Origin of the sequence: Amycolatopsis sp. NBC_01480 (assembly GCF_036227205.1) — a bacterium.
GTDB lineage: Bacteria > Actinomycetota > Actinomycetes > Mycobacteriales > Pseudonocardiaceae > Amycolatopsis.
Map to the genome: position 1 here is coordinate 4,350,785 of NZ_CP109442.1, position 13,611 is coordinate 4,364,395.

The 13,611-nt window shown below is 69.5% G+C and carries 15 protein-coding genes; 9 read left to right on the forward strand and 6 right to left on the reverse strand.

What is annotated here, in order from left to right; all coding sequences use genetic code 11:
- Window positions 1-42: 42 nt before the first annotated feature.
- Both tatB and OG371_RS20940 read left to right on the forward strand, forming a co-directional pair.
- Window positions 43-483, forward strand: coding sequence for a Sec-independent protein translocase protein TatB (tatB, locus tag OG371_RS20935; protein ID WP_329071698.1), 441 nt, complete (start codon window positions 43-45; stop codon window positions 481-483).
- A 73-nt stretch (window positions 484-556) separates the two neighbouring features.
- Window positions 557-1,039: a hypothetical protein gene (locus OG371_RS20940; protein WP_329071700.1), complete on the forward strand. Its 483-nt coding sequence runs from the start codon at window positions 557-559 to the stop codon at window positions 1,037-1,039.
- 76 nt (window positions 1,040-1,115) lie between these two features.
- On the opposite strand, the gene OG371_RS20945 is transcribed toward OG371_RS20940, so the two are convergent.
- From OG371_RS20945 to OG371_RS20960, 4 genes are all read right to left on the reverse strand, one after another.
- Window positions 1,116-2,261 (reverse strand): Mrp/NBP35 family ATP-binding protein, encoded by a 1,146-nt coding sequence (locus tag OG371_RS20945; protein ID WP_329071702.1) that lies wholly within the window; start codon window positions 2,259-2,261, stop codon window positions 1,116-1,118.
- A 37-nt stretch (window positions 2,262-2,298) separates the two neighbouring features.
- On the reverse strand, window positions 2,299-2,796 hold the full coding sequence (locus tag OG371_RS20950) for a DUF1003 domain-containing protein (RefSeq protein WP_329071704.1): 498 nt from the start codon (window positions 2,794-2,796) through the stop codon (window positions 2,299-2,301).
- The gene (locus OG371_RS20955) at window positions 2,789-4,150 is read right to left on the reverse strand and encodes a magnesium transporter MgtE N-terminal domain-containing protein (RefSeq protein WP_329071706.1); all 1,362 of its coding nucleotides are present in this window, start codon (window positions 4,148-4,150) and stop codon (window positions 2,789-2,791) included. The genes OG371_RS20950 and OG371_RS20955 overlap by 8 nt, the downstream gene beginning before the upstream one ends.
- A gap of 72 nt (window positions 4,151-4,222) precedes the next feature.
- Window positions 4,223-5,119, reverse strand: coding sequence for an aminoglycoside phosphotransferase family protein (locus OG371_RS20960; RefSeq protein ID WP_329071708.1), 897 nt, complete (start codon window positions 5,117-5,119; stop codon window positions 4,223-4,225).
- A 94-nt stretch (window positions 5,120-5,213) separates the two neighbouring features.
- On the opposite strand from OG371_RS20960, the gene OG371_RS20965 reads away from it, so the two are divergent.
- Window positions 5,214-6,158 carry a slipin family protein gene (locus OG371_RS20965; protein ID WP_329071710.1) on the forward strand — a complete coding sequence of 315 codons (945 nt, stop codon included), beginning with the start codon at window positions 5,214-5,216 and terminating at the stop codon, window positions 6,156-6,158.
- Window positions 6,159-6,165: 7 nt separating this feature from the next.
- Here the strand turns inward: OG371_RS20965 and OG371_RS20970 are convergent, their stop codons facing one another.
- Both OG371_RS20970 and OG371_RS20975 read right to left on the reverse strand, forming a co-directional pair.
- Entirely contained in the window at window positions 6,166-6,975 is an 810-nt protein-coding gene (locus tag OG371_RS20970) for a DUF4190 domain-containing protein (RefSeq protein WP_329071714.1), read from the reverse strand.
- A 90-nt stretch (window positions 6,976-7,065) separates the two neighbouring features.
- Window positions 7,066-7,389, reverse strand: coding sequence for a DUF4190 domain-containing protein (locus OG371_RS20975; protein WP_329071716.1), 324 nt, complete (start codon window positions 7,387-7,389; stop codon window positions 7,066-7,068).
- Between the two features lie 261 nt (window positions 7,390-7,650).
- Between OG371_RS20975 and OG371_RS20980 the strand changes: the two genes are divergently transcribed.
- From OG371_RS20980 to OG371_RS21005, 6 genes are all read left to right on the forward strand, one after another.
- A complete protein-coding gene (locus OG371_RS20980) occupies window positions 7,651-8,847 on the forward strand; it encodes an acyl-CoA dehydrogenase family protein (RefSeq protein ID WP_329071718.1) in 1,197 nt (398 codons plus the stop codon).
- 163 nt (window positions 8,848-9,010) lie between these two features.
- Window positions 9,011-9,532 carry a general stress protein gene (locus tag OG371_RS20985; protein ID WP_329073227.1) on the forward strand — a complete coding sequence of 174 codons (522 nt, stop codon included), beginning with the start codon at window positions 9,011-9,013 and terminating at the stop codon, window positions 9,530-9,532.
- 409 nt (window positions 9,533-9,941) lie between these two features.
- Window positions 9,942-10,232: a glycosyltransferase gene (locus OG371_RS20990; protein ID WP_329071720.1), complete on the forward strand. Its 291-nt coding sequence runs from the start codon at window positions 9,942-9,944 to the stop codon at window positions 10,230-10,232.
- Between the two features lie 261 nt (window positions 10,233-10,493).
- Complete coding sequence (locus tag OG371_RS20995) at window positions 10,494-11,807, forward strand: ABC transporter substrate-binding protein (protein ID WP_329071722.1); 1,314 nt, start codon at window positions 10,494-10,496, stop codon at window positions 11,805-11,807.
- Window positions 11,804-12,766, forward strand: a complete 963-nt coding sequence (locus OG371_RS21000; protein ID WP_329071724.1) for a carbohydrate ABC transporter permease — start codon at window positions 11,804-11,806, stop codon at window positions 12,764-12,766. Before OG371_RS20995 ends, OG371_RS21000 begins: the two co-directional genes overlap by 4 nt.
- A complete protein-coding gene (locus OG371_RS21005) occupies window positions 12,766-13,608 on the forward strand; it encodes a carbohydrate ABC transporter permease (RefSeq protein WP_329071727.1) in 843 nt (280 codons plus the stop codon). The genes OG371_RS21000 and OG371_RS21005 overlap by 1 nt, the downstream gene beginning before the upstream one ends.
- Window positions 13,609-13,611 lie beyond the last annotated feature (3 nt).

Here is a 13,611-nt window from a genome sequence, read left to right on the forward strand (position 1 = left end):
CCGGGTAGGCTGAGCCGGTAAGGCGCGAGCGGAGGTTCACGGGTGTTCGACAGTGTCGGCTGGGGCGAGATCCTCGTGCTCATCGTCGCCGGGCTCTTCATCCTCGGGCCGGAGCGGCTGCCGGAAGCGGCGTCGTGGATGGCCAAGAGCGTGCGCAAGGTCCGCGAGTTCGCCACCGGCGCCAAGGAGCAACTGCGCGAAGAGATGGGCCCGGAGTTCGACCAGCTCCGCAAGCCGCTCGAAGACCTGCGCGGGCTGCGCAACTTCGACCCCAAGCGCGTGGTCACCCAGCACCTGTTCGACGGTGACTCGGACCCGCTCGGGCTCGGCGCGTTCAACGGGTCGAACGGATCCAACGGCACGAACGGGTCCAACGGTTCCAATGGCGCCAACGGTTCCGGCGTCAAACCGCAGAGCATCGCCCCGCAGGCCGAGCCGCTGAAGCCGGGCGAGCGCCCGCCGGTGGACCCGGACGCCACCTGACCCCTTCCGGCGATTGTCGATCTTCCTGGGTAGCCTCTGGGCAAACCGTCCGGAACCGCCAGGAGGTCTTGAGATGTCGCTTCGCACGGGAGTACTGGCCGGGACGGTTGTGGCCGCCGCGCTGGCGCTCGCCGGCTGCACCGCCGACGACGAGCCCAGCACCGCACCGCCGGCCACCACCACTCCGGTCGTGACGCCCGCCGTCCCCAGTTCTTCGAGCTCGCCCGCGGGCAACGCCACGGGAGCCCAGCCGAACGTGAAGCGCGGCGCCGACACCGGTGAGGCCGGCGTCGACGTGCTGATCACCGTCGCCTACGCAAACGGCCAGGTCACCCCGCCCGCCGGCATCGTCGACGTGCAGGTCGGCGACAAGGTGAAGCTCCGCCTGACCTCGGACAAACAGCAGAACATCGACGTGCAGGGCCAGCCCGACCGCAGCGCCAACGTGGGCCCGGGCCAGCCCGCGGACGTGAACTGGACCGTGCTGAAGGCCGGCGACACCCAGGTTTCCCTGCGCGAGGCGAACACCGTGCTGGTCACCGTGCACGCCGGCTGACCCCGGCCCGGAAAACCGTCAAGGCCTCCTTACCTGCGTTGGACGCGGGTAAGGAGGCCTTGACGGCTTCGACGGGTCAGCGACCGGCGGGGCTGACGTTCAGCATCATCCCGGCCAGGCCGCGGGCCCGGACGGTGAGCTTCTTCGCCGCTTCCTTCAACACCAGCGACGCGGGCGCGTCCGGCTCGGCGAGCACGATCGGCGTGCCCTCGTCGCCCTGCTCGCGCAGCCGCGGGTCGAGCGGCACCTGGCCGAGCAGCGGCACCGGCGAGCCGATGGACTTGGACAGCGAGTCCGCGACCGACTGGCCGCCGCCCGAGCCGAAGATCTCCATCCGCTCGCCCGAGGGCGTTTCGAGCCAGGACATGTTCTCGATCACCCCGGCCACGCGCTGGCGGGTCTGCATCGCGATCGCGCCCGCGCGCTCGGCCACCTCGGCGGCGGCCTGCTGCGGCGTGGTGACCACGAGGATCTCGGCGTTCGGGATCAGCTGCGCCACCGAGATCGCGATGTCGCCGGTGCCCGGCGGCAGGTCCAGCAGCAGGATGTCCAGATCGCCCCAGAACACGTCGGCCAGGAACTGCTGCAGCGCGCGGTGCAGCATCGGGCCGCGCCACACCACCGGCGCGTTGCCCGGGGTGAACATGCCGATCGAGATCACCTTCACGCCGTGGGACTGCGGCGGCATGATCATCGTGTCGACCTTGGTCGGCTTCTCGCGCGCGCCCAGCATGCGCGGGATCGAGTGGCCGTAGATGTCCGCGTCCACCACGCCGACGGACAGGCCGCGCTCGGCCATCGCGACGGCCAGGTTCACCGTCACCGAGGATTTGCCCACGCCGCCCTTGCCGGACGCCACGCAGTACACCCGGGTCATGGAACCGGGCTGGGCGAACGGGATCACCGGCTCGGCGGCGTCCCCGCGCAGGGACTTGCGCAGCTCGCTGCGCTGCTCGTCGTTCATCACGTCCAGCTCGACCCGCACGTCGGCGACGCCGGGGAGCTTTTTGACGGCCTCGGTGGTGTCCGAGGTCAGCGTCGCCTTGAGCGGGCAGCCGGCCACGGTCAGGTAGATGCCGACGGTGACCACGCCGTCTTCGCCGACCACCACGTCCTTCACCATGCCGAGGTCGGTGATCGGCTTTTTGATTTCGGGGTCGTACACGTCCTTCAGCGCGGTGCGGACGTCTTCGACGCTGGGGAGCTGCTGTGTACTCGTCACCCAGCCCATGTTACGTATCGGTAGTGCGGAGGTGTTTTCACGCCTGCTTCGTGCGCCTCGGCTTCGGCTCGACGGCGAGGTCTTCGCGCAGCCGTTCCAGCTCGCTGCGCAGGTAATCGCGGGTCGCGACCTCGCCGACCGCGAGCCGCAGCGACGCCAGCTCGCGCGCCAGGTACTCGGTGTCGGCCTTGGTCTGGGCGGAGCGCTTGCGGTCCTCGTCGAGCGCGACGCGGTCGCGGTCGTCCTGCCGGTTCTGCGCCAGCAGGATCAGCGGCGCGGCGTACGCGGCCTGCGTCGAGAAGGCCAGGTTGAGCAGGATGAACGGGTACGGATCCCAGCGCGCCGAGACCGCCACCAGGTTCAGCACGATCCAGACGACCACGATCAGCGTCTGCCAGAACAGGTACTTGCCGGTGCCGAGGAAACGCGCGAGGCGCTCGGTCAGCCGGCCGAAGGTGTCCGGGTCGATGTTCAGCCGCAGCCGGGCCTGGCCGCGCGGCTGGTCGAGCCGGCGGCCCGAGGTGAGTTCAGGCACGTTCGGCCCCTTGGGTTTCGGCGGTCTCGGACTCGGAAGCCCCGGTGGTTTGAGCGGTTTCTGTGGTCTCAGTGGTTTCCACGCCGTCCGCGACGTCGCGCAGGCCGGTCTCGCGCCAGCCGTCGGGCAGCAGGTGGTCGAGGACGTCGTCGACGGTGACCGCGCCCAGCAGGTGGTCCTCGGCGTCGACCACCGGGCCGCACGCGAGGTTGTACGCCGCGAAGTACCGCGTCACTTCGGGCAGCGACGCCGTCGGGCGCAACGCGGTGAGGTCGGTGTCGACGGCGCTCGCGATCAGCTCGGCCGGCGGCTCGCGCAGCAGCCGCTGGAAGTGCACCACGCCGACGAACCGCCCGGTCGGCGTCGCCGAGGGCGGCCGGCAGACGAACACCATGGTGGCCAGCGCGGCGGGCAGGTCGGCGTTGCGGATGTGGGCGAGCGCCTCGGCGATCGTCGCGTCGGGGGTGAGGACCACCGGCTCCGGCGTCATCAGGCCGCCCGCGCTGTCGGGGGTGTAGGCCAGCAGCCGCCGGACCGGCGCCGACTCCTCCGGCTCCATCAGCTCCAGCAGCCGCCGCTGCTCGGCCGGGGCCAGCTCGGACAGCAGGTCCGCCGCGTCGTCGGGGTTCATCGCCTCGAGGATGTCGGCGGCGCGCTCCTCGGGCAGGTAGCCGAGCAGCTCCTTCTGGTCGTCGTCGGGCAGCTCCTCGATGACGTCGGCGAGGCGCTCGTCGTCCATCGCGTCGGCCACCTCGTGACGGCGCTTGAGCGGCAGGTCTCGCACGGTCGCGGCGACGTCGACCGCGCGCATCGTGTCGAACAGCATCAGCAGCTGGCCCGCGCCCTGCGGCTGCCCGGCCAGGTCGGTCAGGCCCAGCCCGGCGACCTCGCTCCACGGCACCACGTGCATCGCCGCGCGGCGTCGGCCCAGCGCGAGGCGCGCGGAGCGTTCGCGGATCGCCAGCTTGGCCAGCACCCAGTCCCGCGTGCGGGTGGGCTCGAGCGCGGCGTCGACGACGGTGACCCGGGTATCGGTGCCGACGAGCGTCGAATGCGCGTCGAGCAGTTGCCCGCACACCAGGACTTCGTTGGGGCGCTGGGTGAAGTGCCGCATGTTCACCGAGCCGGTGGCGAGCGTCACGGCGTTCGGCTCGATCGACGTCACGCGCAGCATGGGCACGAAGACGCGCCGCCGCGTCGCCAGCTCGACCACCAGGCCGAGCACCCGCGGCGGCTGCTGGTCGAGCCGCAGGCCCGCGACGACGTCACGGACCTTCCCGATCGACTCCCCGTCGGGTCCGAATACCGGCAGACCCGCCAGCTGAGCTGCGAAAACCCTGTTCACGGCGGACATGCACCAGACACTATCGGCTGCCGCTCCGCCGCGCCCGCGCCGAGCACGCCGGTGTTCTCCGTGTCCTCTCAGTCAGGACAGCGCCCACGAAACGAGGCACGGGAGCGACTCGTACGCGGGCCCTTCGTCGCCGAGGTCCCCGGTGTCACGCAGGTCTTCGGTGAACCACAGCTGGTTCTCGACGGCGCGGACCAGCGTCCAGGCCTTCACCCGCTCGGCGTCCAGCCCGGTGACGGTGAGCTTATCGTCCAATGTGGACTCTTCGAACCGGTTCCACAGCAAGGGGAACACGCAGTATTCGAGGTCGCCGGCGAGCGGCTTGGGGTCGATCACCAGCCACGGCTCACGCTGCCCGGCGAGCACGTTCTGGTAGTGCAGGTCCTCGTTCACCAGCGCGTGGCCGGCGTACGGGCCGAGGTCGCGGCACACCTCGAGCGCGGCGTCGAGCTGCTTGCGGGGGAACGGCTCGCCCAGCTCTTGCCAGGCCTTCGGCAGGTATTCGAGCAGCCGTTCGGCTTCGCCGCGCAACGTCCGGGCCAGCTCAGTCGGCGCGGGCACGGCGAGGCGCCGCGCCAGCCCGCTCATCACGTCGACGGCTTCGAACAGCGGCTCGTCGTCCAACGTCCGGGTGTGGTCGAGGCGTTCGAGCAGCATCACCCCTTCGTCTGGTGCGGATTCCAGCAGCAGCACCGAGCCGCGACCGGCCCATGTGGACAGTGCGAGTGGCTCGTACCGCGATTCCGCTTCCACCCAGCCGAGTTTGAGCGCGACCGCGGTGCCGTCTTCGCGACGCGCGGGCTGGACGACACCGACGAAGCCGTGCATCGCCTCGCCTTCCGGCGTCAGGCCCCACAGCCGGGCGTACTTCTCGGCCAGGTCCGGCAGGGCCGCGAGCCAGGGCCGGCTCTCCGGCCCGAGCACCCGGGGTGCGCGGGCGGCGAAGGCGGGCGGGATCCGTAACGGGGTCACCGGTTCAGCCTGTCAGTGGTGTCGAGTCCATTTCCCCGCCCGCGCCGCGCGCGTAGAGTGGGGAGACCAGGGGCGAGGTGACCCGGGAGCTGCCATGATCGTCGAAATTCTGAGCGCGGTCGTAGTCGTGGGCGGAGTCTGGCTCGGGGCCACCGTCCGGGTGGTGAAGCAGTACGAACGCGGCCTGGTGTTCCGGTTCGGCCGCGTCCTGACCAAGCAGCGCGGGCCGGGGCTGACCCTGCTGATGCCGGTGGCCGACCGGCTGCAGAAGGTGAACATGCAGATCGTCACCATGCCGGTGCCCGCGCAGGACGGCATCACCCGCGACAACGTCACGGTGCGCGTGGACGCGGTGGTGTACTTCAAGGTGGTCGACCCGGTGCTGGCCACGGTGAACGTGCAGGACTACCGCGCGGCCGTCGGGCAGGTCGCGCAGACCTCGCTGCGCTCGATCATCGGCAAGAGCGACCTCGACGACCTGCTGTCCAACCGCGAACGGCTCAACCAGGGCCTGGAGCTGATGATCGACAGCCCGGCGCTGGACTGGGGCATCCACATCGACCGCGTCGAGATCAAGGACGTCGCCCTGCCGGAGACGATGAAGCGCTCGATGTCCCGCCAGGCCGAGGCCGAACGGGAGCGCCGCGCCCGGGTGATCTCCGCGGACGGCGAGCTGCAGGCGTCGTACAAGCTGTCCCAGGCGGCGGCCACCATGGCCGACACCCCGGCCGCCCTGCAACTGCGGCTGCTGGAGACCGTGGTGCAGGTGTCGGCGGAGAAGAACTCGACCCTGGTGCTGCCGTTCCCGGTGGAACTGCTGCGGTTCCTCGACGCGGCCACCCCGCGACCGGCCGCGGCGGCTGCGGCCGCGGCACCGGCTGCCGCGGCTGAGCCTGTTGTGCCGGAGCCTGCTGCGCCTGAGCTTGCCGCGCCTGAGGACACAGAACCTGCGCTGCCGGAGGGCGCCCAGCCGGAGACGAACGGCCGGACCGCCCCGTCACCCCGCCGGCCGGGCGACGCCCTGACCGAGTCCGAGTGAAGCGCGGCTAGTTGTCGAGGTAGCCGTTCACGCCCAGGATGATGATCGTGACGATGAAACCGATGTACAGCGCCACGATCACGTAGCCGATCACCACGGCGGCCAGCGCGATGCCGCGGCCGCCGGACTCGCCGCGGTTGGCCTTGCTCAGCGCGATGTGGCCCATGATGATGCCCGGGACGGCGATCAGGCAGGTGAACAGGCCGAGCACCGAGCACACCAGCGCGCCGATCGCGAGCCCGCTGTCCTGCGACTGCGGTGAGCCCATCGGGCCGTACGGCGAGTACGGCTGACCGTACGGCGGATAGGGCTGGCCGTACGGCTGCTGCGGCGGCGGGCCGTACGGCGACTGCGCTTGTGGCTGGCCTTGGGGTGCTGCGGCCGGGTAGCCCGCCGTCGCGCCGGGGTAGGGCTGGCCCGGATACGCGGGCGGCGCGTAGGCACCGGCCGGGGGCGCGGCGGACGGGTCCGTGCCGGGCGCGACGAACGGGTTCGACGCCGGGCTCGCCGTCGTCGCGGAGTCCGAAGTGGACGGTGCGCTGAACGGGTTCGGCTCGGCCGTCGAGGAAGAGCTGTACGAGGCCGTCGCGGCGAGCGGGTCGGACAGGGTCGCATCCGTGCCCGACGGTGCCGAGTAGGCCGTGGTGTCGCCCGCGGTCGGGTCGCTCAACCGGTCCTGCGGAGCGACCAGCTCCGGCTGGCCGGGCGCCTGCCACTGGTCAGACGACGCGGACGGCGCGGACTGCTCCGGCGAGGCAGGCTGCTCCGACGGCTGGGCCGGGGCCGGTGGTTCGTTCGGGTCGGTCGGGTTGGTCATCGGGTGCCCCCTCGGATCGTGCGGATCTCCACCGTAGCGGGGGCGCCCCGGCCGAAGACGTCGTACTTGACGCTTCAGCCGAAGGAGCGCTCAGCCGAAGGCGCCGTACTTGATCAGCTCGTGGATGACAAACGGGATCATGACCCCCCACACCACCACGCCGACGTAGCCGATCACGAATCCGGCCACGGCGACCGCGCCGCCGGTGGCCGTGCCGCGGCGCGAGCGGGCGTACGCGATGTGCCCCATCACGATTCCCGCGATCGCCGCCGGGGCGCACAGGATCAGCCCGGCGATCGAGCACACCAGCGAGCCGATCGCGAGCCCCGCGCCGGGCGGCGGTCCCTGCGGCGGGTAGGGCTGCCGCGGCAAGGGCTGGTGCTCGAACGACGGGTGCTCGTAACCCTCACTCATCAGGTGTCCCTCTAGGTCGCTTTCGACGACGGATCCGCACCTTACTGTGCCGTACGTTACTGATCCGACTACAGTCACGGCGGACAAGGTTCCTGCAGGCAGATCGGCTGCGGCCCGTGTCCGCCTACTTCCGGTCGGATCAGTAACGCGTGGAACCGGCCCGAAGGCGTGAGCACCCTCATAGCCGGGTGGCCGGATTACCGTCATACTCGCCGGTAACCCAGCGCCGGGAGCCGGCGTCGCCCGCCGAAGGGAGCTGTGATGGCCCGCCTTGCCCAGACCGCCGGCCTGACCGACGTGCAGTCCGAGATCCTCGCGACGGTCCGTTCGTTCGTGGACAAGGAGGTCATCCCGCACGCGCAGGAGCTGGAGCACTCCGACACCTACCCGACGGAGATCGTCGAGGGGATGAAGGAGATGGGCCTGTTCGGGCTCACCATCCCGGAGGAGTACGGCGGGCTCGGCGAGTCGCTGCTCACCTACGCGCTGGTGGTCGAGGAGATCGCGCGCGGCTGGATGAGCGTGTCCGGCGTGATCAACACGCACTTCATCGTCGCGCACATGATCTCCCGCCACGGCACCGGGGAGCAGAAGCAGCACTTCCTGCCGCGCATGGCGACCGGCGAGGTCCGGGGCAGCTTCTCGATGTCGGAGCCGGACCTCGGCTCGGACGTCGCGGCGATCAAGACCCGCGCCCGGCGCGACGGCGACGACTACGTGATCGACGGCGCCAAGATGTGGCTGACCAACGGCGGCAGCTCCAACCTGATCGCCCTGCTGGTGAAGACCGACGAAGGCGCCGAGAAGGCCCACCAGAACCTCACCACCTTCCTGGTCGAGAAGCCCGAGGGCTTCGGTGAGGTGGCGCCGGGGCTGACCATCCCGGGCAAGATCGAGAAGATGGGCTACAAGGGCGTCGACACTACCGAGGCCGTGTTCGACGGCTTCCGCATCGGTGCCGACAAGGTCCTCGGCGGCGCGCCCGGCAAGGGCTTCTCGTACATGATGGACGGGGTCGAGGTCGGCCGCGTGAACGTCGCCGCGCGCGCCTGCGGGATCGCGATCCGCGCGTTCGAGCTGGCCATCGACTACGCCCAGCAGCGCAAGACCTTCGGCAAGCCGATCGCCGAGCACCAGGCGATCGCGTTCAAGCTCGCGGAGATGGCCACCAAGGTCGAGGCGGCGCACCTGATGATGGTGAATGCCGCGCGGCTCAAGGACTCCAGTGCCCGCAACGACGTCGGGGCCGGCATGGCGAAGCTGATCGCGAGCGAGTACTGCGCCGAGGTGACGCAGGAGTCGTTCCGCATCCACGGCGGTTACGGCTACTCCAAGGAGTACGAGATCGAGCGGCTGATGCGCGAGGCGCCGTTCCTGCTCATCGGCGAGGGCACCAGCGAGATCCAGAAGACCATCATCAGCCGCGGCCTCCTGCGTGAGTACAAGGCGAAGTCCTGACTCGCGTGCCTGCGCAGGCGGTGGTGGACTTCGTCGCCCGCTGAGGTCGCCCGCGAGGAGCCGGTGAACGCCCTTCACCGGCTCCTGCGCCGCACGCGGTTCGCACGGTTCGCCGGTTCTTGACAAGATGGAGTTCCCGGTCCGGACGAGTGCGCAGGAGACGATGGTGAGCAGTCCCTTTGGCGGCGGAAGGCCGGCAGCCGGGCTGCCGCGGCTCCCGACCCCGCCCACCGGCTGGCCGATCGGCTCGTACGGCACGTACCACGAAGCCCAGCAGGCGGTGGACTTCCTGGCCGAGAGCGAGTTCCCGGTCACCGACGTGACCATCGTCGGGGTGGACCTGATGCTCGTGGAACGCGTGATCGGCCGGATGTCCTGGGGCCGGGCCCTGGGCGCCGGCGCGGTTTCCGGCGCGTGGTTCGGCCTCTTCGCCGGACTGCTGCTCGGGATGTTCGTGAACCAGGGCTTCCCGTTGCAGCTGCTGACCGGGCTGGTGCTCGGCATACTGGCCGGTCTGCTGTTTTCCGCCCTCGGCTACGGCATGTCGCGTGGCCGCCGCGATTTCTCCTCGGCAAGCCAGCTCGTCGCCGGCCGGTACGACGTGTTGTGCCAGCCGCGCACGGCCGAGCAGGGCCGTGGGCTGCTGGCCAAACTGGCGTTGAAGCCACCCGCCGCGCCCGCCTGACGCCATTCGCGGCGGGCCGGGAATTCCGGCGGAATATCAGTGCCGCGACGCTATTGGTGTTTTCCGATCGGCTTCGGCAAAACCGGGGAAGGGTGCCGCGGTGCGGGTTTTACTGACCGGCTTGCCTATTCGTTCGCATCTCGTGCCGTTGGCGTCTTCGCTGTTCAACGGGTTGACCAACGAGTACGGCGGTTATCTGGCCGCGGAGATGCTCGGCCTGCCGCTGACCGTGCTCGACATCGCGCCGCGGGTCCGAGCTGATGCGCAGCGCCGTGGACGCGCTGGGTTCGCTGCCGGTACGGGCGGTGGCCGTGCTCGGCAGCGACCAGGCCGTGTCCGGGTGGACCGGTCCGCGCCCGGCCAACGTGCACCTGGCGTCGTTCGTGCCGCAGCGCTCGGTGCTCGGCGCGTGCGACCTGCTCCTCACCCACGCGGGGTCCGCGAGGCGTTGTCGGCCGGCGTGCCCATGGCGGCCGTGCCGCTGTTCGCCGAGCAGCCCGAAAACGCGGCCCGGGTCCACGGGCTGGGACTGGGCGTCCACATCGATCCCGCCGGGCTCACGCCGGACGCCTTGGCGACCGGGATCGAACGGGTGCTCGACGAGCCGTCCTACCGTTCCGCCGTGCGCTCCTTCCAGCGCCGCATCCTCGGCCTGCCCGCCCTGGCCGCTTTCACCAGCGCGCTCGCCTCACTCGTTTGAGGTAGTGGGATCGCCGGAATTCCGCGTAACCGCAGAGTTTCCCGCGTTTCACCCGGCACAGGGCTGAATCGTTACCGATACTGCTTGCGGGGTGTGATCGCCCGGCATAGGTTGTCCGACACCAAGTCGGGTGGTCGCAGTTCTGCACTGCGACCGGCCGATCACTGGCACGTCGGGGTGCTGGCGCGGTTTGCCTCATCGCGTCGTGATGCCTGGGGGCGTCACGGTAACTGACGTGCATGCGGGTGAGGAGGCAATTTCATGGGGAAGAAAAGGCTGCGCGGGCGTTCGCCCGCGCGTGCCGCCGCGCTACTGGCCGCAGGGCTGGTGACGACGGGACTGGTGGCCGGCTGCGGGGCCGGCTCCGGCATCAAGATCAACGTCTACTACGCGCCCGAGGACAACTTCCAGACCGTTGTCGACAATTGCAACAAGGCGGCGGGCGGGCGCTACGAGATCGTTTACAACAAGCTCCAGCGCGGCGCCGACGACCAGCGCATCCAGATGGCGCGCCGGCTCGCGGCCGGTGACACGTCGATGGACGTGCTCGGCCTCGACGTCACCTGGGTCTCGGAGTTCGCCGAGGCGGGCTGGGCCCAGGAGTGGACCGGGGCGGACAGGGCGGCGGCGTCGGCCGGGGTGCTGCAAGGCCCGATGGAGACCGCCACCTACAACGGAAAGGTCTACGCCGCACCGAAGAACACCAACATCCAGCTGCTCTGGTACGACGACCGCATCACCCCCACCCCGCCCAAGACGTGGGATCAGATGATGCAGATGTCGCAGCAGCTCAAGAGCCAGCACAAGCCGTACAGCATCGTGTTCACCGGCGCGCAGTACGAGGGCCTGGTGGTCGTCTACAACACGCTGGTCGACTCCCTCGGTGGCCACATCCTCTCCGACGACGGCAAGTCCGTGGTGATGGACGCCGGCGCGGTGCAGGCGCTGCAGCTGCTCAAGCAGGTCTCGTCCTCGGGCATCACCGACCCGTCGCTGACCAATCAGAAGGAGGACGACGTCCGCCAGACGTTCCAGCGCGGTGACGCCGCGTTCGAGCTGAACTGGCCGTTCGTCTACGCCTCCTACGCCAAGGAGAAGCCGCAGGACCTGTCCCACTTCAAGTGGGCGGTGTACCCGGAGGCCAAGGCGGGCATGCCGGCGAAGACCACCATCGGCGGCTATGACCTCGCAGTGAGCACGTACTCGCCGCACAAGCCGCAGGCTTTCGAAGCGGCGCTGTGCCTGCGCAGCGCGGAAAGCCAGAAGTTCTCGGCGATCAACGACGGCGTGCCGCCGACCATCGAGTCGGTGTACCACGACGACGTGCCGGTGGACGCGGCGAAGCCCGCGTCGGCCGACAACCCGAACATGGCGATGAAGTACCCGATGCGCGACACCATCCTGAACGCGCTGAGCACCGCCGCCGTCCGCCCGCTCACCCCCGCGTACCAGAACGCCGCGACGGTGATGGCCAAGATCCTGTCCCCGCCTTCGGACATCGACCCGCAGGCGACGGCGGAAAAGCTGCGGCAACAGCTCAGTGACGCGCTCCAGTCGAAGGGAGTGATCCCGTGACCGTCCAGGACCCCGCAGCGGACGCGTCGGCCACGCATCAGGCGGCGGCCCACCGCCGCAAGGGGAAACCCGCGCTCAGCGAAGGGAAAAAGGCCGAGCGCCGGCTCGGGCTCTGGCTGTGCGCACCGGCCTTCATCGTGATGGTGGCGGTGACCGGCTACCCCATCGTCTACTCGGTGTGGCTCTCGCTGCAGCGTTACGACCTCCGGTTCCCCGCGCAGCAACAGTTCATCGGCCTGTCCAACTACGCGGCCGTGCTGTCCAATTCGTACTGGTGGACGGCGTTCGGCACCACGATGTTCCTGACCGTGGTGTCGGTGGCCATCGAGTTCGTGCTCGGCATGCTGCTCGCGCTGATCATGCACCGCACGTTGGTCGGCCGGGGGCTGGTGCGCACTGTCGCGCTGATCCCGTACGGCATCGTCACGGTGGTCGCGGCGTTCTCGTGGTACTTCGCGTGGACGCCGAAAACCGGCTATCTGGCGAACGCGCTCGCCTCAGGTGGCGCGCCGCTCACCGAGCAGTGGCAGTCGCTGTTCATCATCATCTCCGCCGAGGTGTGGAAGACCACGCCGTTCATGGCGCTGCTGCTGATGGCCGGGCTCGCGCTGGTGCCGGAAGACCTGCTCAAGGCCGCGTCGATGGACGGCGCCACGGCGTGGCAGCGGTTCACCAAGGTGATGCTGCCGGTGATGAAGCCGGCGATCCTGGTGGCGCTGCTGTTCCGCACGCTGGACGCGTTCCGCATCTTCGACAACATCTTCGTGCTGACCAACGGCGCGCAGGACACCGGATCCGTGTCGATGCAGACCTACGACAACCTGGTCAAGGGCCTCAACCTCGGCATCGGCTCCACCATGGCGGTGCTGATCTTCATCACGGTGGCGATCATCGCGTTCATCTTCATCAAGGTGTTCGGCACGGCCGCACCCGGTAGCGACGACGGGGGTAAACGCTGATGGTCATGGGTGGAGCGGTCACGACCGGCCGCAAGATCCGCTGGGGCCTGGTGGACATCCTCGTGGTGGTGTTCGCGCTCGTCCCGGTGCTGTGGGTGGTTTCGCTGTCCTTCAAGACGAAGGACACGCTCACCGACGGTTCGTTCATCCCGAAGGCGTGGACCTTGAAGAACTACGCCGACATCTTCCAGACCTCGGAGTTCATCCGGGCGCTGGTGAACTCGATCGGCATCGCGGTGATCGCCACGGTGATCGCGGTGGCGCTGGGCACGATGGCGGCGTACGCCATCGCGCGGCTCGACTTCCCCGGCAAGCGCGTGCTGGTGGGGCTCTCCCTGCTGATCGCGATGTTCCCGCAGGTTTCGCTCGTCACGCCGCTGTTCAACATCGAGCGCGGCCTCGGCCTGTTCGACACCTGGCCGGGGCTGATCCTGCCGTACATCACGTTCGCGCTGCCGCTGTCGATCTACACGCTTTCCGCGTTCTTCCGGGAAATCCCGTGGGAGCTGGAGAAGGCGGCGAAGATGGACGGGGCCACCCCGGCCCAGGCCTTCCGCAAGGTGATCGCGCCACTGGCCGCGCCAGGCGTGTTCACCACGGCGATCCTGGCGTTCATCTTCTGCTGGAACGACTTCCTGTTCGCCATCTCGCTGACGTCCACCACGGCGTCGCGCACGGTGCCGGCCGCGCTGTCGTTCTTCACCGGGTCCTCGCAGTTCGAGGACCCGACGGGTCAGGTGAGCGCGGCCGCGGTCGTGATCACCATCCCGATCATCCTGTTCGTGTTGTTCTTCCAGCGTCGCATCGTGGCGGGGCTGACGTCCGGTGCGGTGAAGGGCTGATCC

Coding starts and splice junctions, on each gene's coding strand:
- OG371_RS20940 (WP_329071700.1), top strand. CDS start 557: ATGTCGCTTCGCACGGGAGTACTGGCCGGGACGGTTGTGGCCGCCGCG.
- OG371_RS20955 (WP_329071706.1), bottom strand. CDS start 4,150: ATGTCCGCCGTGAACAGGGTTTTCGCAGCTCAGCTGGCGGGTCTGCCG.
- OG371_RS20965 (WP_329071710.1), top strand. CDS start 5,214: ATGATCGTCGAAATTCTGAGCGCGGTCGTAGTCGTGGGCGGAGTCTGG.
- OG371_RS20970 (WP_329071714.1), bottom strand. CDS start 6,975: ATGACCAACCCGACCGACCCGAACGAACCACCGGCCCCGGCCCAGCCG.
- OG371_RS20975 (WP_329071716.1), bottom strand. CDS start 7,389: ATGAGTGAGGGTTACGAGCACCCGTCGTTCGAGCACCAGCCCTTGCCG.
- OG371_RS20980 (WP_329071718.1), top strand. CDS start 7,651: ATGGCCCGCCTTGCCCAGACCGCCGGCCTGACCGACGTGCAGTCCGAG.
- OG371_RS20985 (WP_329073227.1), top strand. CDS start 9,011: ATGGTGAGCAGTCCCTTTGGCGGCGGAAGGCCGGCAGCCGGGCTGCCG.
- OG371_RS20995 (WP_329071722.1), top strand. CDS start 10,494: ATGGGGAAGAAAAGGCTGCGCGGGCGTTCGCCCGCGCGTGCCGCCGCG.
- OG371_RS21005 (WP_329071727.1), top strand. CDS start 12,766: ATGGTCATGGGTGGAGCGGTCACGACCGGCCGCAAGATCCGCTGGGGC.